Annotated in this window: 17 protein-coding genes; 9 read left to right on the top strand and 8 right to left on the bottom strand. The window is 48.1% G+C overall.

Features of this window, described 5'->3' with window-relative positions:
• Nucleotides 1-56 precede the first annotated feature (56 nt).
• From HC229_RS12415 to xrtF, 5 genes are read right to left on the bottom strand one after another with little or no spacing between them, the layout of a single operon-like run.
• The gene (locus HC229_RS12415; protein WP_191020817.1) at nucleotides 57-401 is read right to left on the bottom strand and encodes a heavy-metal-associated domain-containing protein; all 345 of its coding nucleotides are present in this window, start codon (nucleotides 399-401) and stop codon (nucleotides 57-59) included.
• A gap of 2 nt (nucleotides 402-403) precedes the next feature.
• Nucleotides 404-2,395, bottom strand: a complete 1,992-nt coding sequence (locus HC229_RS12410; protein ID WP_191020816.1) for a TonB-dependent receptor plug domain-containing protein — start codon at nucleotides 2,393-2,395, stop codon at nucleotides 404-406.
• A 52-nt stretch (nucleotides 2,396-2,447) separates the two neighbouring features.
• A complete protein-coding gene (locus HC229_RS12405; protein WP_191020815.1) occupies nucleotides 2,448-2,837 on the bottom strand; it encodes an HYC_CC_PP family protein in 390 nt (129 codons plus the stop codon).
• Nucleotides 2,838-2,882: 45 nt separating this feature from the next.
• Nucleotides 2,883-3,329 carry an exosortase F system-associated membrane protein gene (locus HC229_RS12400; RefSeq protein WP_191020814.1) on the bottom strand — a complete coding sequence of 149 codons (447 nt, stop codon included), beginning with the start codon at nucleotides 3,327-3,329 and terminating at the stop codon, nucleotides 2,883-2,885.
• Nucleotides 3,310-3,858: an exosortase family protein XrtF gene (gene xrtF, locus HC229_RS12395; RefSeq protein WP_223845602.1), complete on the bottom strand. Its 549-nt coding sequence runs from the start codon at nucleotides 3,856-3,858 to the stop codon at nucleotides 3,310-3,312. The genes HC229_RS12400 and xrtF overlap by 20 nt, the downstream gene beginning before the upstream one ends.
• Nucleotides 3,859-3,927: 69 nt before the next feature.
• Between xrtF and HC229_RS12390 the strand changes: the two genes are divergently transcribed.
• From HC229_RS12390 to HC229_RS12355, 8 genes are all read left to right on the top strand, one after another.
• Nucleotides 3,928-4,398: a GAF domain-containing protein gene (locus HC229_RS12390; RefSeq protein WP_191020812.1), complete on the top strand. Its 471-nt coding sequence runs from the start codon at nucleotides 3,928-3,930 to the stop codon at nucleotides 4,396-4,398.
• 446 nt (nucleotides 4,399-4,844) lie between these two features.
• Nucleotides 4,845-5,114 (top strand): 30S ribosomal protein S15, encoded by a 270-nt coding sequence (gene rpsO, locus HC229_RS12385; protein WP_191020811.1) that lies wholly within the window; start codon nucleotides 4,845-4,847, stop codon nucleotides 5,112-5,114.
• A gap of 160 nt (nucleotides 5,115-5,274) precedes the next feature.
• Nucleotides 5,275-7,590: a polyribonucleotide nucleotidyltransferase gene (locus HC229_RS12380; RefSeq protein ID WP_191020810.1), complete on the top strand. Its 2,316-nt coding sequence runs from the start codon at nucleotides 5,275-5,277 to the stop codon at nucleotides 7,588-7,590.
• 128 nt (nucleotides 7,591-7,718) lie between these two features.
• Nucleotides 7,719-8,447, top strand: coding sequence for a hypothetical protein (locus tag HC229_RS12375; RefSeq protein ID WP_191020809.1), 729 nt, complete (start codon nucleotides 7,719-7,721; stop codon nucleotides 8,445-8,447).
• Nucleotides 8,444-11,179 carry a TonB-dependent receptor gene (locus HC229_RS12370; protein WP_191020808.1) on the top strand — a complete coding sequence of 912 codons (2,736 nt, stop codon included), beginning with the start codon at nucleotides 8,444-8,446 and terminating at the stop codon, nucleotides 11,177-11,179. Before HC229_RS12375 ends, HC229_RS12370 begins: the two co-directional genes overlap by 4 nt.
• A 4-nt stretch (nucleotides 11,180-11,183) precedes the next feature.
• Complete coding sequence (locus HC229_RS12365; RefSeq protein ID WP_191020807.1) at nucleotides 11,184-12,380, top strand: DUF4249 domain-containing protein; 1,197 nt, start codon at nucleotides 11,184-11,186, stop codon at nucleotides 12,378-12,380.
• A 7-nt stretch (nucleotides 12,381-12,387) separates the two neighbouring features.
• Nucleotides 12,388-13,611 (top strand): DUF4249 domain-containing protein, encoded by a 1,224-nt coding sequence (locus HC229_RS12360; RefSeq protein WP_191020806.1) that lies wholly within the window; start codon nucleotides 12,388-12,390, stop codon nucleotides 13,609-13,611.
• Nucleotides 13,612-13,650: 39 nt separating this feature from the next.
• Nucleotides 13,651-15,306 (top strand): carboxypeptidase-like regulatory domain-containing protein, encoded by a 1,656-nt coding sequence (locus tag HC229_RS12355; protein WP_191020805.1) that lies wholly within the window; start codon nucleotides 13,651-13,653, stop codon nucleotides 15,304-15,306.
• A gap of 12 nt (nucleotides 15,307-15,318) precedes the next feature.
• On the opposite strand, the gene HC229_RS12350 is transcribed toward HC229_RS12355, so the two are convergent.
• Nucleotides 15,319-15,906, bottom strand: a complete 588-nt coding sequence (locus HC229_RS12350; protein WP_191020804.1) for a hypothetical protein — start codon at nucleotides 15,904-15,906, stop codon at nucleotides 15,319-15,321.
• A 12-nt stretch (nucleotides 15,907-15,918) separates the two neighbouring features.
• Nucleotides 15,919-16,425, bottom strand: a complete 507-nt coding sequence (locus HC229_RS12345; protein ID WP_191020803.1) for a putative periplasmic lipoprotein — start codon at nucleotides 16,423-16,425, stop codon at nucleotides 15,919-15,921.
• A gap of 85 nt (nucleotides 16,426-16,510) precedes the next feature.
• Here HC229_RS12345 and HC229_RS12340 point away from each other — a divergent pair, with 85 nt between their 5' ends.
• Nucleotides 16,511-17,485, top strand: coding sequence for a hypothetical protein (locus HC229_RS12340; protein WP_332871649.1), 975 nt, complete (start codon nucleotides 16,511-16,513; stop codon nucleotides 17,483-17,485).
• 75 nt (nucleotides 17,486-17,560) lie between these two features.
• Here HC229_RS12340 and HC229_RS12335 read toward each other — a convergent pair whose 3' ends face one another.
• Entirely contained in the window at nucleotides 17,561-19,666 is a 2,106-nt protein-coding gene (locus tag HC229_RS12335) for a DUF3857 domain-containing protein (RefSeq protein WP_191020802.1), read from the bottom strand.
• Nucleotide 19,667: the final 1 nt, after the last annotated feature.

Genomic DNA, 19,667 nt, shown 5'->3' with positions numbered 1-19,667 from the left:
GCAATTTCACGCCCCAATTTAAAGTTTTATTAACGGTTATGCCAACGTCCCGAACATCAAGGATTCCTGTCGTATTTGCAACAGCTGTGAAGATTTTCGTAATCGGCTGGTGTCGCCTTGGCCGATCCTGCATCGTGGCCGACTTTAGCGATAGCCGCCTCGACTTTTTCCAGCGAGGTTTTTTCCTCGTTGACGATCAGGCTGAGCCGATGTGATTCGGTATCCCAAACTGCAGATTTGACACCTGCGACCGACAGCGCCGCTTTCTCGATCCGCTTTTTGCATTGGTCGCAATTTCCGTTCACCTCAATGCTGTGTTTTGCATTTTTGTTCTTTTTTTCCTGAGCGTTGGCGGCCATTCCGAACAGCGCGACCAACATGATAAAAACGATTTTTTTCATGGTCATTTGATTTTAAAGCGAAACCCGGCGTAAAACATCTGGCCGAAAACGGGCGCGTATACCACAGACGCGTCGAAATTCTGGCCAAACGGATCGTCGGCTCCCAAAATTGGATTTTTTTGTTTGTAGTTTGTCAGATTTTCCGCTCCCGCATAGACTTCAAAAACCGACGAAAACGTGCGCGTCACCTGAGCGTTCACCACAGAAAATGCCGGCGAACGTTGAGGAAGCACGACTGCCGTGACAGGCAAACGTTGCGTTCCGGTCCAGTTCCAGGTCGCATCAAATTTCCAACGCTGGCCGTTTTCCTTGATGTGGGTGGCATACTCGACGTTCGTGAAAAACCGGTGGCGCGGCGTCAGCGGACGTTCTGCACTTATCTGGCGATAATCCGTAAAGGTGTCGTAATATTTATAGGCAGAGCGAATGTTCAGATGTTTGACCGGTTCGTAATTGAAATCAACCTGCACGCTGTTTACGTAAGACTTCCCTTCGAGATTGTAGAATCCAACCGCATTTCCCGAGGCATACCAATCGACGTACACCTGGTTTTGGAAATCGGTGCGGTAAAGATCGAACCCGGCATCGGCAGGCTGTCCGAAAATAAAAAACTTCTGGTTGAAGCTCAGCCCGTAATTCCACGCGATTTCCGGCTTCATTCCATACGGGCCTTTGAATTCGGATCCCCACGCAATTGCGCGGTTGGTTGCGAATATCTGTTGGTTTTCGGCAAAAATATTCGCCGCCCTCTTCCCTCTTCCGCCGGATATGCGAACTACCGCATCCTTCCAGGGATTGTAACGCAGGTGAAGCCTCGGCGTGAAGAATGCCCCGAGACGGTTGTGGTTGTCCGCACGTATTCCCGCCACGAGGCTGAAGTTGTCAGTATTGTCGTACGTATATTCGAAGAATCCGCCAATGGAGTTATCGACGCGACCCAAATCTGAACCCAGCACGTTTTCATCATACTTGTCGTAGGCGAAATTCAAACCGGTCGCGAATTTGTGCATGGTGTTGCTGATGATCGAGTTGAAAATCAGGTTGGAATAGTAGCTCGTTTGGGCGATATCGTAACGCCGAAAACCGAAATACGAATCCTGGTCGTGATACGTCAACGCATTTTGGAATCCGATGCTTTGGAACGGCATGTCCGGGAAAACATACCCGATTTTTGTCGCCAGGTCGTACCGCTTCGTATTGATCTCCGATCCCCAAAGCTGCCCGCCAAACTTGTCGCGAGACGGGACGTAATCAAGTTGGCCGGTCTGCTTTTCATCGTTCATGAAACGCAGGTTGACGAACCCGACCCAGCCTTTTTCCGCATTGGTATATTGCCAGCGGTTCATCACATTGACTTGGTTTCCCAACGGATTGTCGAGGAAACCATCGTTGTTCATGTCGTTTTTGGTCAAACGCGAATTCCCGTGGAGGAACAGGCTGCTGGCCCATTTATCAGACAGTTTGTGATTCAGGTGGGTGTTGATCTCGAAACGGGCGTCGGTAGAGCCATAAACATTGAGGAAAAACGGGATGTCGTTCGCAGGCTTGAGCAGTTCGGTATTGATTTGGCCGGAAATGCTTTCGTACCCGTTGACGACGGAACCTGCGCCTTTTGTAATTTGTATGCTTTCGATCCAGGTTCCCGGCGTAAAGGTCAAACCGTAAGCCTGGGAAGCGCCGCGAACCGACGGAATGTTCTCTTCGGTGATCATCAGATACGGACTTGTCAATCCCAACATCCTGACTTGTCTGGCGCCGGTCAGCGCATCAGAAAAGTTTACGTCTATGGACGGGTTGGTCTCGAAACTCTCCGCGAGATTGCAGCAAGCGGCCTTGAGCAATTCCTTGCTCGTCATGACCGTGGTATTGGCCGTGACCGACAATGATTTTTTGAGGCTTCGCGAATTCGATTGGACGCTGATCGTCTGCAACGTGTCTTGTGCCGACGTAAAGAGCGCAACGAACAGCAGCAAAGCCGTTAGTAGTAAACGCATAAAGTTGATTTTTTTGTAAGAAATTGGTTGAATCCCAAGTCAGGCAAAAAAATCAGGCGTAAAAAAGATATTGATTGTAAAGTTGGAACAGCGGAGGCGCATTGGCTTCGCAATAATAGGAAGCGGACGGCCTTTTGACAAAAGTGGAAACGGTTTGGCGAGGTGCCGTAATTGGCCGCTCAGAAACCAGCGCCGCTTCGAATGCGAACGAAAACGTTTTGATGACGATGTCGTGCTCCTTGTCGGATTTCACGATTTTCGTCTTGCAGCAACCCATAGGTTCGGATTTCTGCGCGCCACAACAAGAATCGTCCGAAACGAGCAACATCGGCTTGACCGACGCGATCTCGCCTCCGCAATAGTGCACGCTGAACGCAAGACCCGTGTTGGAAGCCAAAACGAGGAAAGCGAGCAGAATGCCTATGGATTTCTTGATTCCCATGCCGCAAAAATAAGCAAAACCGAACGGGAAGCTCTTAAGGAAAGCCTATTTTTTAGATATCCGCTTCTGATAATAGAACGCCGGGACGAACAACAACAGGAATAGAGGCTGGATCAGAAAGCGCCTCGTGTAAAAAATCAGGAAGTTGTTCTGGCTTTGGAAATGCAGTAATGCGAAGAAAGATCCCATCAGCGCGACAAAAAAAACGAGATAGAGCACGGTGGTGAATTTGAGCAGCCCGACGTCCTGGAATAACACGAAAATGATTCCCAGTGATAGCATCGTATTGAGGAAATAGCGAAAACTCAACCCAAAGAAAAGATCAGTGGCGTCGAACGCCGGCAACGGCCCGTTGAGATAATCATTCCTAAAATACGACAGGAACGGATCGTAAAACAGTCGGTCCTCGAACATTCGAACGGCCAGCAACAACACGACGAGCGCCCCGACGGTCAGCGATTTTTGGACGATTTCAGCGCTCTTTGAACCCATGGGATGAGAATTTGTTGACCCAGACGATCCACAGCAGAAAAACCACTCCGTATATGACAGCCGGGAAAATCACGCCGTGCAAAATATGTTCGTGTTCGGGATAGTGTAAAAGCGCGATGCTGAGCAACCCGATCCGCATGATGTTGAGTATGTGGATAACGAACGCGCCAGCCAAGATGAAAAGGATGGTTTTTTTCCAGCTCCCTTTGAAAGCCACCACGAATGCCGAGAAAAGTATGATCACGCTCAATGCGTTGCATCCTTCGACGACGCGTGAGACGTATTTTCCTTCCAGAATAAACATTACGGACGGCTGGGAAACATGAGGTTTTATTTCGGTGAGATAACCCAGGCGATCGGTAAACCATTTGGTTTGTACGGCCACGGATCTTGTGAAGTCGTCGGTTTCAAATCGCGAAACCTCAAACGAATTGAGATAGATTTGATACACCAAAGTCAAACCCGCATAAACTGCGAAAAACTTGACCAGGAAAATAAAAAATGGCGTGTACTGCTTGAGGGCGTCCAAAAATTTTTTTAACAAATTTATATAATTCCTGTGGTGCCGATGGCGTAATTTTGCAGAAAAATCCGAACTATGACATTCGAAGAACTCAGACAGAAAGCAATCGACATACTTAAGAACGATAACGCATTGCGCGACGACAAATTGCTCAAGATTTGCCACTTGCTGCGCGACAACATCGATTATTACGATTGGGTCGGGTTTTATTTCCACAACGGCGACAAACCGGAATTGATACTTGGCCCTTACGCAGGCGAACCAACCGACCATACCGTGATTCCTTTCGGAAAAGGGATTTGCGGACAGGTCGCGATGTCTAACCAAAACTTCGTCGTGCCGGACGTGCATGCCCAGGATAATTATATCGCGTGTTCGATGACGGTAAAATCGGAGGTCGTGGTTCCTTTGTTCGTCAACGGAAAAAATATTGGGCAGATCGACATCGACTCCGAAGTGCTAGATGCTTTCACGGATCTTGATGAGCGTTTCCTCGAGGATTTGAATACGCTGATTTCGAAGTTTTTATTTCAAGACAAGAAGTAAGATTTATCTTTATTTATAAATAGACGTCCGGGAAATCGGGCGTTTTTTTTATAAGGCGGTCGTTCCGACCCTCCCGTCGTAAAATTATGCTGCCTGACAATATCCCCGATACAGAAAAACCTCAAAAATTGTTAAACCGCAATCCTGTTTCATTAACGTTTTAGGCAGATTTTCTGTATTTGATATTCGCTGTTGAACCGTATTTTTGCGACGGGAGGGTCGGAACGACCGTAAAATCGAAGGTCGAACTAGCAAATGCCGTAATTAGTGAATTTCGTAAAAAGAAGAGCTGATTTTCAGAATGATTACCTAGGCAATTCTACCATTTTGTAATTTTTCATTCGCTAATTCGCTAATTAATTTCATTCGCTAATTAAAAAAATGTACTTTTGCACCCGTATCCGAAAAACGGCTACATACATAAAAATCATTTAAACAATATTGGAATGTATCTTACTAAAGAAGTAAAAGCGGAAATTTTCGCAAAACACGGCGGAGACGCTACCAACACAGGAAAATCAGAAAGCCAGATCGCGCTTTTCACTTTCCGTATCAATCACTTGACGGAGCACTTGAAAAAGAACCGCCACGATTTCAACACGGAGCGCTCGCTTGTAAAGCTCGTAGGTAAAAGAAGAAGCCTTCTCGACTACTTGAAGAAGACCGAGATCAACCGCTACCGCGAGATCATCAAAGAATTGAATATTCGTAAATAATCAATCGAAAAGAGGTGCCCGCGCGCCTCTTTTTGTTTTTACGCGTTTAATAAAAGATTGCAGAAAAAAAGTTTTGGTTTTTCATTGGGTTTTAGACAACTACACACGCACACAACAACACAACTACTAAACCCATTGTTTAATCAAGAAATTTGGATTTATGATTCCACAAGTATTTAAGGAAGTTATCGATCTGGGAGATGGAAGAAGCATCTCGATCGAAACTGGAAAACTAGCCAAGCAAGCCGACGGTTCAGTCGTTGTCCGAATGGGCGACGCCATGTTGCTTGGAACGGTAGTTTCCGCAAGAAAAGCCAGTCCGGGTGTTGACTTTTTGCCCCTGACGGTAGATTACCGCGAAAAATTCGCAGCCGCAGGTCGTTTTCCTGGCGGATTCTTCAAACGCGAGGCCCGTCCTTCCGACAAGGAAGTTTTGACGATGCGTCTCGTAGACCGCGTTTTGCGTCCGCTTTTCCCGGATGATTACCACGCTGAAACGCAGGTGATGATCCAGTTGATGTCGCACGACGAAGAAGTCATGCCCGATGCTCTCGCCGGTTTGGCAGCATCTGCAGCTTTGGCACTTTCGGACATTCCGTTCGAAACGCTAATTTCTGAAGTTCGCGTAGCGCGTATCAACGGGGAATTTGTGATCAACCCGAGCATGGCACAATTGGAAGAATCGGACATCGACATGATGATCGGCGCTTCTGAAGATTCCATCGCAATGGTAGAAGGTGAAATGAAGGAAATCTCTGAAGCCGAAATGGTAGAAGCGATCAAATTCGCCCACCAAGCCATCAAAGTACAAATCGCGGCTCAAAAGCGTTTACAGGCTGCGTTCGGAAAGAAGGAAGTCCGCACGTATGACGAAGAAGCGACAAACGAAGACGTTTACCAGAAAATCCGTGCTTTCGCTTACGACAAATGTTACGCGATTGCAAAACAAGGAACTGGCAAACACGAGCGTTCTGAGCAATTTGCAGCTGTAAAAGAAGAATTGAAAGCCGAATTTACCGAAGAAGAACAGCTCGAATTCGGGGAGTTGATCGGAAAATACTTCAAATCCGCACAAAAAGAAGCCGTCCGCAACGTGATCCTCGATTTGGGATTGCGCCTTGACGGAAGAAAGACCGACGAAATCCGTCCGATCTGGTGTGAAGTCGACTATCTTCCATCGGTTCACGGATCGGCATTGTTCACACGAGGCGAAACCCAGGCATTGGCTACAGTGACTTTAGGGACATCGCGTGAGGCGAACATCATCGACGCACCAAGCGAACAAGGTGAAGAAAGATTCTACCTTCACTACAATTTCCCACCGTTCTCGACAGGTGAAGCCAAGCCATTGCGCGGAACTTCACGTCGCGAAGTCGGTCACGGAAACCTGGCGCAGCGTGCGTTGAAAAACATGATTCCTGACGAAAATCCTTATACGATCCGTATCGTTTCTGAGGTTTTGGAGTCGAACGGTTCGTCTTCGATGGCGACGGTTTGCGCCGGAACTTTGGCTTTGATGGATGCGGGTGTCCAGATGACAAAACCGGTTTCAGGTATTGCCATGGGATTGATTTCCGATGACAAAACAGGTCGTTGGGCTGTACTTTCGGACATTTTGGGAGACGAAGATCACCTTGGTGACATGGATTTCAAAGTAACCGGAACCGCAGACGGTATCACCGCTTGCCAAATGGACATAAAAATCGACGGTTTGAACTATGAAATCATGGAACAGGCGTTGAACCAGGCTCGCGACGGACGTTTGCATATCCTCGGGAAATTGCTTGAAGTCCAGGCTGCACCTCGCGCCGGAGTCAAGGCGAAAGCACCGAAGATCATCATGACGACGATCCCGGGAGCATTCATCGGAGCCCTTATCGGACCTGGCGGAAAAGTCATCCAGGAACTTCAAAAAGCTACGAAAACGACCATCGTCATCAACGAAGTCAACGAAGAAGGCGTTGTCGAAATCTTGGGTACAGACCAGGACGGAATCGACGCGGTACTTCGCAAGATCGACTCGCTTACGTTCAAGCCGGTTATCGGGGAATCGTACAAAGTCAAAGTCATCAAGATCATGGATTTCGGCGCTGTCGTAGAATATCAGGACGCTCCAGGAAACGAAATCTTGCTTCACGTTTCTGAACTCGCATGGGAAAGAACAGAGAACGTAACCGACCTTGTGAACATGGGCGATGAGTTCGACGTGAAATACATGGGAATCGACCCTAAGACACGCAAGGAACGCGTTTCGAAAAAGGCGTTGACGCCACGTCCTCCAAGAGACGAAAACGCCCCACGTCCTGAAAGACGCGACGGCGACCGTCCTAGAGGAGACCGCAATGACCGCGGGCCAAGACGTGATGATCGCGGACCGAGACGTGACGACCGTCCGCGTGACGACCGTCCGCGCGAAGACCGTGCACCTCGTGAAGATCGCGAGCCGCGCAACGACGCTCCTCAAACCGAAGAGTAAGAACCACTGCTTTATAGTTAAAATCCCGATAATCAAACGTTATCGGGATTTTTTTGTTTTGTCCCTTAAATTTCTATTAAAAATTTTCCTACATTCGAATTTCCTATCCCTTGAATCAAAAATAAAACATGATCGGTTGCGACAAACATTTCGTTTTCGCGTGCGTTTGTCTTGCGTTTTTAGGTATTGAGGCGCGCTCCCAAAAAGCCGCCGATATCTACAACGCTTACGACGCGGCGACGGGGCTTGAAAACCTCAACATCAACAACGGCAGAGCCTATCCGAATCCTTATAAGGTAAAAAACGGCAACCACCAGTTTTATGACAGGGACGATTATGTGTCGGGCAGCGTCGTCTACAACGGCCAACCCTACTTCGACGTCTCGTTGCGGTATGATATTTACCACGACATCCTCGTGTTGCGTCCCAAGAATATTTCGAACAATATCGGCACGATCCTCGAGAAGAATTTCGTCGACTCTTTCGCCATCGGAAGTGCTACTTTCGTCAACCTTGGCAATCTTACCGCTAAACCGGATTTCGTCTCGGGATATTATGAGAAGGTCGAAGGCAAGAGTTTTACGTTGTACGCCAAACACCACAAATTCCGGCGCGAAAGACACGATGGCAGCGTTACGTACGAGGAATTTTCCCAAGATCCGAATTTCATCGTCGAAAGGAACGGCACCTTTTCAAAAGCCAATTCGAAAAATGACGTGATCGCGTTATTTCCGGACCAAAAGCAACGCATACGCGATTTTTACCAAAAAGAACGCGAGCTCTTCAAAAAGACACCTGTCCAATTCATGAAAAAACTGCTTCAGCACATCGACAATTTTAACGTTTACGGCTCATGAGAAAACTATTGCTCTTATTGATGCTGTCGATGCAATCGATGCTTTTCGCCCAGCAAAAAATCAGCGTTTCGTTTACCGATGTTTCCGTTGCCGACGCTATCCAGAAAATCGAAGCTGCTTCGTCCCTCACTTTCTATTTCGACGAGACTTGGTTCAAGCAAGCCGAACCTGTTTCGGCCAGTTTTACCAATACCGATGCGAACACGGTCCTCGAAGCCGTTTTCGCACAGACCAACCTGAACTTCTACCAAGACGGCAACCGCGTAATCCTGACCCGGAACAGCGTGATTTATGACGATTTGCCAGAAAATTACTTTAACGGAAAAACCGACGGCAAACCCGTTGTCTCATCAGACAAACCGGTATTTTTTAAGGAAGGCGGAAGTTCGGGTGAAGAAACGGTCGCTTTGGTAGGCAAGGAAAAAAGTTCCGCCGAAAAAACCGCCACGATTACAGGTTATGTGCGCGATGCCGTAACCGGAGAAGCCGTTCCCGGTGTTTTGTTAAGCGTCAAAGGTTCGAACCTCGATGCCGTCACGGACGATCGCGGCTTTTACGCGTTAAAAGTCCCGTCGGGCCAGCATACGATAGAAATCAAGTCGTTGAACTATACGCAGGCTTCGCGCAAAGTCATGGCCTATTCCAACGGCCGCCTTGACTTTCGCGTGACCGAGAACCCTAACGTGCTCAAGGAGGTCATCGTCCATATGAACGAAAAACAGAACTTCAGGACAGCCGTAACAGGCGTCACCAACATCGACGTTGAAAACATCAAGAACATACCGCTGGTTTTAGGCGAGCGCGACATTTTTCGCGTAGCTACGACGCTTCCGGGCATCAAAACTACGGGCGAAGGCTCAGCTGGATTCAACGTGCGCGGCGGTAAAGAAGACCAGAACCTTATCTTGCTTGACGACGCCGTTTTGTACAATCCGTCTCACTTTTTGGGCTTCTTCTCGGCCGTGAACCCGTTTACGACAGGAGACGTCATGATCTACAAGGGAAGTATTCCGGCTGAGTTCGGCGGGCGGCTTTCCTCGGTTTTTGACATTACCACCAAGAAAGCCAACACGGAGAAACTTTCCGGCGAAGGAAACCTCGGCCCCGTAACGAGCAATCTCATGCTCAATATTCCGGTCGTTAAAGGCAAAAGCGGTTTGGTAATTGGCGGACGGGCGACCTATTCCGGATGGATCTTACGCTCGTTGAAAAATTCCGACCTTCAAAACAGCCGCGCTTCGTTTTACGATGCCAATCTCAAGTACACGCACAAACTCGGCGAAAACGACGATATCGAGCTCATGGGTTATTACAGCCATGACGATTTCAGCATCACGTCGGATTCCCTTTATAAATACGACAACCGACTCGCTTCGGTAAGATGGAACCACAAATTCAACAACAAGCACAGAGGAACTTTGTCGCTCACAAACAGCCAGTATAAGTTCGACATCGAGTATGACGCCGGAAACTCATCGTCTTTCGACCTCGGCTATACGATAAATGAAACGCAGGCAGCTTTCAAATTCCGGTACAGCCTTGGCGAAAAACACAAAATCAATTACGGGATCAACAGCAAATTGTACCAAATCGAGCCCGGTCACATCGACCCTTTGGGCGCGGAATCCTTCATAGAGTCGCTCGAGATCCAAAGAGAAAAAGGGCTTGAATCGGGAGCGTTTATCAGCGACGATTTCGAGATTACCGAGAAATGGCTCGTCAGCGTTGGCGTTCGCTATTCGAGTTACCTTGCAATGGGTGCTTCGACGGTGCGCACGTACCAACCTGGAGTTCCCATTTCCGACGGATCGGTCACCGGCGAGAAGACGTACGGAAAAAACGAAGTCATGAAATCGTTCGGCGGTTTCGAGCCTCGAGTATCGGCGCGTTACATGATAGCCGAAGATTTTTCCGTCAAGGCCGGTTTCGACCAAACCTATCAGTACATTCACATGCTTTCGAGCAATACGACGCAGTCTCCGACGGCGACCTGGAAGTTGTCCGACCTGAACGTCGACCCTCAAATGTCGCGTCAGTTTTCGCTCGGCTTTTATAAAAATCTCAAAGACGATATGTTCGAAGTGAGCCTCGAAGGATATTACAAACGCTCGCAAAACATACTCGATTACAAAGTGGGCGCTCAGTTGTTGCTAAACGAGAACGTCGAAACCGAATTGTTGCAGGGAGAAGGCAAAAGCTATGGCGTGGAATTCCTCATCAAGAAAAATTCGGGACGCTTGAACGGATGGCTCGGATATACGTATTCGCGTACGTTTCTCAAGCTCGACAGCCGGTTTTCGGACGAACGCGTGAACAACGGGGAATATTTTCCATCCAATTTTGACAAACCGCACGACTTCAGCGCCGTTTTAAATTATAAATTTACGAAGCGATACAGTTTTTCGGCCAACTTCATTTACCAGACCGGCCGTCCGATAACGTATCCCATCGGTTCATACATGTATAACGGAATGGAATTTACGTTGTACAGCGATCGGAACGAATTCCGCATTCCCGATTATTTCCGCCTTGACATTGGCGTGAACATCGAAGGAAACCACAAGATCAAGAAGCTGGCACACAGTTTCTGGAATTTCTCGATTTACAATGTGTTGGGTCGAAACAATCCGTACTCAGTGTTTTTCGTAACGGAAGCAGGACAGGTCAAGGCTTACAAAACCTCTATCTTTTCGATTCCCGTACCGACGCTTACCTATAATTTCAAGTTCTAGGTCGATGAAAACCTCGCATTTAGTCGCTGTAACGAGCCTTCTGTCGTTTATTTTCGGATGCACCGAGCCCTATGCTTTGCAAACGCGCAATTTCGAGAGTGCGCTTGTGATAGAAGCCTCGATGACGAACGAATTGAAAAACCACGCGTTCAAGATTTCGCGTGCCTATCGGTTTGAAGACGCTCAAACATTTGAAAATGGGGCGACAGTTTATGTAGAGGATGACGCTGGAAATATGATACCGTTCTCCCAACAGGATTCGATGTATGTGTCGGACGATGCGTTTTTGCCAGATCCGCAGCGCAATTACCGGCTTCACGTGACGACCGCTGACGGAAAAACGTATTCGTCCACGCCCCAGAAGCAAACATCGGTCAATCCTATAGAGAGCCTGAATCCTATCGTGACCAATCTCGGGACGCAGCGAGGTGTCAGCATTTGCGTCAATGCCTACGACCCGACCGGTTCTTCTCGTTATTATAGGTATGAGTTTGAAGATGCGGGCCGGTTCCGTACACCGCTTTATTCGGAAAACGAAATCATCATCGCCCCGGATGGTGGCGACAGCGATCCCCATCCCGACATCATTTTACAACCGCGAACCGAACAGGCACAGGTTTGTTACAAAAAAGGGAGATCGAAAAATATAGTACTCGCCTCCACGAGAGACCTCAGCGAAGATCGTATCGATAATTTCCCGATGCGTTTCATAGCAGATACAGCTTACGTTATCAACGACAGGTATGCGATCAAGGTGAGGCAATACGTGCAGAATTTGGAATCCTATACGTTTTACGAGACGCTGCGCGACCTCTCGTCTACCGGTAATATCCTCTCCCAGACCCAACCTGGATTTTTCTACGGAAATGTTCGGTCAGATAGTGACGCAAGTGAAAAGGTTTTTGGCTTTTTTGAAGTTTCGACGGTCTCGGAAGCCATACTGAGATTTGATTATGACGAAATTTTCCCCGATAATTTACCAACACCCTGGCCTTACGAATGCACCCAAAAGTCACTGAATCCTACAGATTGGACACTTTCACCCAAAGGAGACGCCTGGGACATCGTCGAGCTGGTCAACAACAACCAGATGTATTTCTTTTACTGGGGCGAAGGCGATTTTTACATTTTGGCCAGTGACCAATGTGTAGACTGCCGCAGGACAGGGTCAAACGTACCACCGCCATTTTGGCAAGATTGACAACATCATGATGAACACAAAAAACTATAAATATTTAAAGTATTTCCGATTAGCCGCAATTGCGACATTGCTCGTATCAGTGGGTTGTACTGATCCCTACGCTTTACAGACACGCAATTTCGAGAGCGCGATCGTCATCGAAGCCACGCTTACCAATGAGATGAAGCAGCATGCGTTCAAGATTTCGCGCACCTACCGTTTCAACGAAGAGCAGCCGTTCGAAAGCGACGCGGACGTTTATGTGGAAGACGACGCCGGAAACGTCATTCAGTTTGAGCAACAGGACACGATGTACGTTTCACAGAACGCTTTCTTACCTGACCCGGAACGCAGCTACACCCTTCACGTTACGACGTCTGACGGCAAATCCTATTCGTCGACACCGGAAAAACAAACCGCGGTAACTTCTATCGGGAGCCTGAGTACGCAGGTGATGAACATGGGCGAACAACAGGGCGTACAAATTTCGGTCAACTCGAGCGACCCAACCGGTTTATCCAAATATTACCGTTACGAATATGAAGAGGCCGGGCGGTTCAGGACGCCGTTGTATTCCGAAAGCCAGGTCGTGATTGGCCAAGACGATTCGGACGACGATGATTTTAAAGAAATTTACCTTTGGCCCCGTACGGTTAACGTGCAGACATGTTACCGCATCAATAAATCGAACCGGATCATACTGACTTCTACCAATGAACTAAGTTCGGACAATGTGCAGAATTTTCCCGTTCGGTTCATCCCTGACACAAGCTACATCCTGAACGACCGCTATGCAATCAAGGTAAGGCAATACGTCCAGAACTTGCCGTCCTATACGTTTTACAAAACGCTCAGTGAGATTTCGTCGACCGGCAATATTTTGTCGCAGACACAACCCGGGTTTTTCTTCGGAAACATACGATCTGACCAAAATCCCGAAGAAAAGGTCATTGGGTTTTTCCAGGTGTGCTCGGTGTCCGAAGCTGTGGTACGGTTCAGTTACAACGAGATTTTCCCGAACAATTTGCCAATTCCGTGGCCTTACGAATGCAGCCAACGGACGCTCGATCAAAACAATTGGAGTTATCCGCGCCCGTTAGGCGATGCCCATGTGATCATTGACCTTACCGAAGTGGGCAGCATGGAATTTTACAGCTTTTCCCCACAAGGATTTTACATTCTTGCCAGTGATCAGTGCGTCGATTGCACGATAACCGGGAAACTCGAACCGCCGGCCTATTGGGAAAACTGAATTGATCTGAATCGTTAACAAGCAACAACAATCCGCGACATGTCCGCAAAAATAACAAAGATAACTACAACGCTTTTCCTGATGTTTTCAGGACTGATAATCGCTCAGCAAAGCCTCGGAAACGCGTTTTCGACTACCGAAAAAATCGTTCTGCACACCAATGCCACGACGCTCGTCAGTGGGGAAACGCTGTACTACAAATTGTACTGCCAGGACGCTCAAAACAAGCCGGGCCAACTGAGCAAAATTGCTTATGTATGCCTCGTCGATTCTCAGCGAAATACGGTCTTCATCCAGAAACTCTATCTTGAGAACGGCGTTGCACAAGGTGACTTTTTCGTTCCATCTTCCCTGACTTCCGGTTCGTATAAACTCGTCGGATACACCAAGTGGATGACAGGCCAGCCCAAAGTAAACTATCCTCAACTCGACGTGGCCATCGTCAACCCGTTCGCACCCGCCGACAAGGCCGGCTCCGAGCTATCGTTCAAAACCATGCGACTCTCTTCGGCAAAGGCTGCGATCGCTCCCAAAAAATCATCGTGGGCAACCCGTGAAAAAGTCGAGCTTGGCATTTCCGTTCCTTCCAAAGGCCATTATTCGCTTTCGGTAAGGCGTAAGGATTCGCTGTTCATGCTTTTTCCGGAAATGTCCGCCTCCGCCCAAAACACGTTCGTATTATCCGAAAGCACTGTATTACCGGAACTTCGCGGAGAATCCATTAGCGGTAAGGTTAGCTCAAAAAGCGGCAACAGCGTGAAGGGCGTAACTGTCAGTCTCTCGTTCCCAGGTAAGGATTTCACGACAAAAGTCATCGATACGCGGCCGGACGGATCGTTCACGTTCACGCTCGACAAACCCTATTTCCAACAAGATGCCATCGTGCAGGTTGGAGGCGCGAACCGCCAGGACTACTTGCTGGTACTCGATAAACTCCCGCAACCCGACTTTTCGCGCTTTGAATTTCAGGCATTTCCGGTAACGGCATCGGCCAAAAATGCGATTGCGCAGCGAGCCGTTGCTACCCAGATTGAAAATGCCTATTTCGCTCGTAAAAAAGACAGCATTCCGGCGTTTGCTTCGAAAAGCGCTTTCTACGCGCCGTCCGGAACTGTTTTTAAACTCGATGAGTACACGCGTTTCCCTACGTTTGCCGAAACGCTGACGGAAGTTGTCGAGGGCACGTTTTACACGAAGAACGGCGACAAATATTCGGTGAGCGTACGTGAGAATATCCTCGGGTACGATCCTGTCGGCGGATCGATGGTGATCGTAGACGGGATATGGCTGCCAGACCCAACCGAATTGTTTGACTATCCGGCAAAAAACATCGATAGGATTACCGCTATCCCGGGTACATATTATTTGGGCTCCCAAGGATTTAACGGCTTGGTCAGCGTCCAAACGAAGGACGGCAACTACGAGCCCAAATCCAAAGGCGACTTTATCCGCAACGAAAAACTGCCGCGACCGTTTCCTGCAAAACGGTACTTTGCTCCGGATCACGCCGCTCCCACAGATCGCCGCATTCCCGATTACCGTTACCAATTGGCGTGGATTCCTGATTTTTCGGGAGACGAACCTACAATCGGCTTTTATGCTTCAGATGTGAAAGGCGTGTTCGAGGCCGTTCTCGAAGGTGTCTCGGAAGAGGGAACACCAGTGTTCGCCACCGCGGAATTCGAGGTCAAATAACGAGTCCTTCCACTACCAATTCCCTTTATCGTACGTCATTTCCTCCAGGTATATTTTCCTGTACACCAACGGATTGTAATAGGACTTCCTTTCGATGCGTCGGTCTGTTCCTGCTTTGCCGAATCCCATCCGGAAACCCGTGCGCGGATTGTCGTGCAACAGGACGAGGTTCCCGAAGGAATCGATTTTACCGAAATGAAGCTGGTCCGAACCGCCTCCGATATCGGAATACAACTGGATACGGACGAGCGAATCCTTCAAATGGAAATAACCGACAATCCCTCGGTCCGGATCGTTGACCTCATTAATTTTTGGAAAAGTCTTGGTACTCTGCAATTTCACGCGGCCGTCGGCGTAAAACCTCAGGTAGCGATCGTTGACTTTGTAAGCGTCGGAATCCCGGTAAAAATTCGCATCCGAAAGGTAATACACCGCATTGGTATCAATGATCGTGGGATTTCCCAGCGGTTTGACTTTCTTCCGATACGTAAATTTATAGTGCTTTGGCGGGCGGATATAGCCGGCCTCATTGATGATGTAGTGCGAACACGACACCAGTAAAAGAATCGGGATCAGCAGCATTTTGGTCGTTGTTTTCATTGTATTTGCAGATTAGTTTTTTGTGCATTTGAAGCGGTATTCCTGTTTGTCGGACCCTCCGCCTGCCATCATCAGGATCATTCCCGTACGATTGTAATAATGCTGTACGACAAGCGTGGAATCAGCTTCGAGCCGGAATCGCAGCCGTTCGACGTGCGTCACCCAGTAAAACGGCGGTATTCCTTTGTGGCTGTTGTGTTTATGATAGTCATAAGAGCGTTTGCGGAATTTACCCGCATAACCGTAACTGCTCGGTCGGCCAATTTTATCCTTGTAATCGATATGCAGTTTATTCGCCTCGTCAAACCGAACCGTAACTCGATCTACCGTCGACTCGAGTATGCCGAACAGTCCCGTTAGCGTGGTTTGCGGTGAGGCGTTGTCCTTTTTTATACTGTAATTTTCAAATGTGAGCTTTGCTGTCTTGGGCAACGCCTGGCGGGATTTTTCTTTGGCCTTCGAACTTGCACATGCGGCCAGCGTCAACATGGCGACTAAACACAATACGGTTTTTTTCATGATCCTTCTTTTTTGGTTGAATCAAATCTATTGCGATAAAAGCAAACCAATTTGCAGAAGCCGCACTACTTAAAATTGTAAATTTGTGAAAATCGCAAAAATGAGCCAACAGGAGGTATTGCTTTCGGTCATCAGAAAAAAAATAAAGTCAGGATCGCTGATCGACGCGGTAGCCGTGGCGCTGGGCATCAGTTACGACGCGGCCCACCGGCGGGTAGCTTCCAAGAGCAAATTTTCGATAGACGAGGCCGTGACGTTGTGCCGGCATTACAAGATTTCGATAGACGCCGTATTGACCGGTTCGAACTCACTTGTTGTCGAGAAAACCATGGAAATCGAACATGCGGCTGACCTCGCGAAATACTTTAGCGAATCTGCCGGTTACATCGAAAAGTTCACAACGCTCGACGACGTTTCGTTGTTCTACGCCGCCAAAGACATTCCGCTGTTTTACACGATAAGCGGGACGTTGCTTTCCAAATTCAAACTTTACGTATGGACGCATTTGCTATCCGCGGACGACGCTCATCTGCCGTTCGAGCACTTCCGGTCACCCGAAAATCTCCAGCATCATGCCGCCCGTATAAAATCGGCTTATGAAAAGGCTTCGGTATACGAAATCTGGAACGATACGACGATCAACAGCACACTTCAGCAAATCGATTACTTTTTTGAATCAGGTATGCTGACGAGGTCGAATGCGGTATTATTGTACGAAGATGTGCGGTCGATCCTGCGTCAGGTCGAGGCAAAGTCGGAAGCAAAGGAATCAAAATTCCATCTTTACTTCCACGAGCTGATCATACTCAACAACAATGTGATTTTTTCTTCGGGCGAACACAAGACGATGTTCGTTCCGTACACGGCCCTTGGCTATTTCATCACCGAGGACGAGATTACCTGCCAAAAGGCCCACTCCTATTTCGAGCGTCAGATGAAGAGCGCGAAATCGCTGAATTTGTCCGGGACGCGCGATCGGAAAGTCTTTTTTAACAAGGCCGGACGCAAGATCGACTTCTACGCCGGAAAACTCGACGAGCCAGAAGAATTGCTGCTGTAAATCATTCGGGAGTCAAGGTTCAGGATCGATTTCCCAAACGTTGACTCCCGATTGAACCAAAGCTGTCTGTGTGCGTTACGCTTTTTTCAACAGCACTTTTTCCTGGGTAAACTGATAAGCCGCTTCGAGAAAATCGACCATTTTGGGCCAGTTCGAATTCGGTTCGTAATAATTGGTGTAATATTTATTGGTTTTGATGACGAGTTGGTTGCCCTCGACCCTTGCCGAACTCACAAAACCGCCCGTGGCGTTGGTCACGTTCTTGTTCAGTTTTTCGAGCCCTTGTACGGAATAGCCCGCCGGTATATCGAACGCGACCTCGTTTTCAAAACTGCGCGGAAATCCCATATAGACATCGAGTTTGCGGTCTTTCTCCTTTTGGTTGACCTCGACCTGTCCGGAGATGACCTTTCCGATTTCGACCACATAATTGCTTCCCGCCTTTTTCACGAAACTGTTCTCCATATCGAATTCCTCGTCGTAAACAAATGCTTCGTTCTTGCCGAATCGACCCGTGTTCTTAACAGAATACTCGTATTTCTCGATTTTGAGGTTGTCGAATTCCTGAGCCACCGATTTCTTGAAATTCTCCTTTTGCTTTTCCTTGTATTTCGAGATCAGCGCGTCATATTCTTTCTTGTATTGCTCCTGTTTCTTGTCACTGCGGACTTTGTCAAGCACAGGTTCGGTTTCGAATTTTTGGTGATCTTCGTTGACGTAATCAAAAAAATAAAGGCGGTCCTTTTGTTCGTCTTCCTTCAAATGCCCCGACAAAGACGACTGTCGGTTCACTTTAAGCCCCGTCATCGCGGCGTCCAGCGAAACTTTTGAAAAAACCTTGGACGTATTGTCCTTGTAAGTAGACGACGGAAGACGCACCTGCTCCACATCGGTCACTTTCTTTCGCTTGAACACGTTGAGCGCATAGGCATCGGAATTTTCAAGCTCCGAGGCGATCTGGTCCGCATTTGTGAACGGCGAAAAATATTGCAGGTAAACCGGCTCCGGCGTCGTATTGACGCGCAACATCACCTCGAGATTCGGCGAAAGCAGTATTTCGTCGAGTTTCCCATTGTAACGGGCCGTTGCCACGACGATGTCATAATCGATTTTATTGTCCTTCAAAAATGCCATGAAATGGTTGATGAATTCCGTTTCGTTGTCGAGGAAAATCGGCTTTTTGTAAAGCTCGAAAGGATTGAAGATTTTCGCTTCGTTGATAGCGAATGCCTCTATGAATTGGGTGTAATAATAATGACGCGTAAAATAATATACCTGACGCACTTTATCGGCGTCGTTTTCAAACGTTTTTTTCTTTAGGAACCGTTCGATGTGGACCATGTCGCCATACGGGCGATAGCGATCCTGGTAGGCGAACATCATGTCCTCCTGGGTCAGGTTTTTCTTGACTTTCCCGTTCGCAACTTCCTTGTCCGGTTTGCCAAACGGTTTGTTGCTCACCTGCCATTTGTAACACGGCAAGGCCACCATAGGATAGAGCCAGCGGCCGGTTTCAATCTTCGGGATATCGCTTCCGCGGATTTCGAGCCTGCGATCGCCTTTTCTTCCCGGCGGAAGATCCGCAAATTCGGGAGCGCCATTGTACGAATTGAGGTTGATGAACAGCTTCTTGTCCAATTGTAGTTCAACGCGCAGGCTCAAAGTCGGATAGACATCGGCCAACGTAGCTTCCTGGGTGTCGAAAATACTGTTGATGTTCGTGACTATGGCGTAAAAATAATAGTCGATGATGTCGCCCACTTCAAGGCCTGGAATCGCAAGAATCTTATCGTTGTCGACCTGCTTGAATTCTCTTTCCGTATCCACTTCGATCACTTTCCCGTCCGGCTTGATGATGCGTACGCCGAGAGAATTCTTGTCGACGTCTCGGCTGCGTTTCGACATTTCCTTCAGTGAAAATTCCGAAAACTCCTTTACTGCCGCTGCATCCTGAAGTTTGATGCGCTTCCTGACGCCCTGTTTCGGATAAAACATCGGATAGTAATAATAATCGTATTCGTACAAAATTACGGCCGACTCATTTTTGTAACGGTCGGGAACGGCCACGACGTCATCGCCCTGATCTTTGGTTTCCCAAAACATTTTTCGGACTTCCTCCTTGTCCTGGGCCGAAGCCAGTGCTGCGATAAACAGCAAAATAGTGGTAATGCTTTTCTTCATG

Origin of the sequence: Flavobacterium selenitireducens, from assembly GCF_014748335.1 — a bacterium.
GTDB classification, from domain to species: Bacteria; Bacteroidota; Bacteroidia; order Flavobacteriales; family Flavobacteriaceae; genus Flavobacterium; species Flavobacterium selenitireducens.
The sequence above is the reverse complement of the archived record's forward strand: the minus strand, read 5'-3'. Positions and strand labels throughout refer to the sequence as shown.

What these genes read in the sequence shown, in the direction of transcription:
- HC229_RS12335 (WP_191020802.1), bottom strand. Translation starts at nt 19,666, where the DNA reads ATGAAGAAAAGCATTACCACTATTTTGCTGTTTATCGCAGCACTGGCT.
- HC229_RS12375 (WP_191020809.1), top strand. Translation starts at nt 7,719, where the DNA reads ATGATCGGTTGCGACAAACATTTCGTTTTCGCGTGCGTTTGTCTTGCG.
- HC229_RS12345 (WP_191020803.1), bottom strand. Translation starts at nt 16,425, where the DNA reads ATGAAAAAAACCGTATTGTGTTTAGTCGCCATGTTGACGCTGGCCGCA.
- HC229_RS12405 (WP_191020815.1), bottom strand. Translation starts at nt 2,837, where the DNA reads ATGGGAATCAAGAAATCCATAGGCATTCTGCTCGCTTTCCTCGTTTTG.
- HC229_RS12360 (WP_191020806.1), top strand. Translation starts at nt 12,388, where the DNA reads ATGATGAACACAAAAAACTATAAATATTTAAAGTATTTCCGATTAGCC.
- HC229_RS12390 (WP_191020812.1), top strand. Translation starts at nt 3,928, where the DNA reads ATGACATTCGAAGAACTCAGACAGAAAGCAATCGACATACTTAAGAAC.
- HC229_RS12415 (WP_191020817.1), bottom strand. Translation starts at nt 401, where the DNA reads ATGAAAAAAATCGTTTTTATCATGTTGGTCGCGCTGTTCGGAATGGCC.
- rpsO (WP_191020811.1), top strand. Translation starts at nt 4,845, where the DNA reads ATGTATCTTACTAAAGAAGTAAAAGCGGAAATTTTCGCAAAACACGGC.
- HC229_RS12410 (WP_191020816.1), bottom strand. Translation starts at nt 2,395, where the DNA reads ATGCGTTTACTACTAACGGCTTTGCTGCTGTTCGTTGCGCTCTTTACG.
- HC229_RS12365 (WP_191020807.1), top strand. Translation starts at nt 11,184, where the DNA reads ATGAAAACCTCGCATTTAGTCGCTGTAACGAGCCTTCTGTCGTTTATT.
- HC229_RS12380 (WP_191020810.1), top strand. Translation starts at nt 5,275, where the DNA reads ATGATTCCACAAGTATTTAAGGAAGTTATCGATCTGGGAGATGGAAGA.
- HC229_RS12400 (WP_191020814.1), bottom strand. Translation starts at nt 3,329, where the DNA reads ATGGGTTCAAAGAGCGCTGAAATCGTCCAAAAATCGCTGACCGTCGGG.
- HC229_RS12350 (WP_191020804.1), bottom strand. Translation starts at nt 15,906, where the DNA reads ATGAAAACAACGACCAAAATGCTGCTGATCCCGATTCTTTTACTGGTG.
- HC229_RS12370 (WP_191020808.1), top strand. Translation starts at nt 8,444, where the DNA reads ATGAGAAAACTATTGCTCTTATTGATGCTGTCGATGCAATCGATGCTT.
- HC229_RS12355 (WP_191020805.1), top strand. Translation starts at nt 13,651, where the DNA reads ATGTCCGCAAAAATAACAAAGATAACTACAACGCTTTTCCTGATGTTT.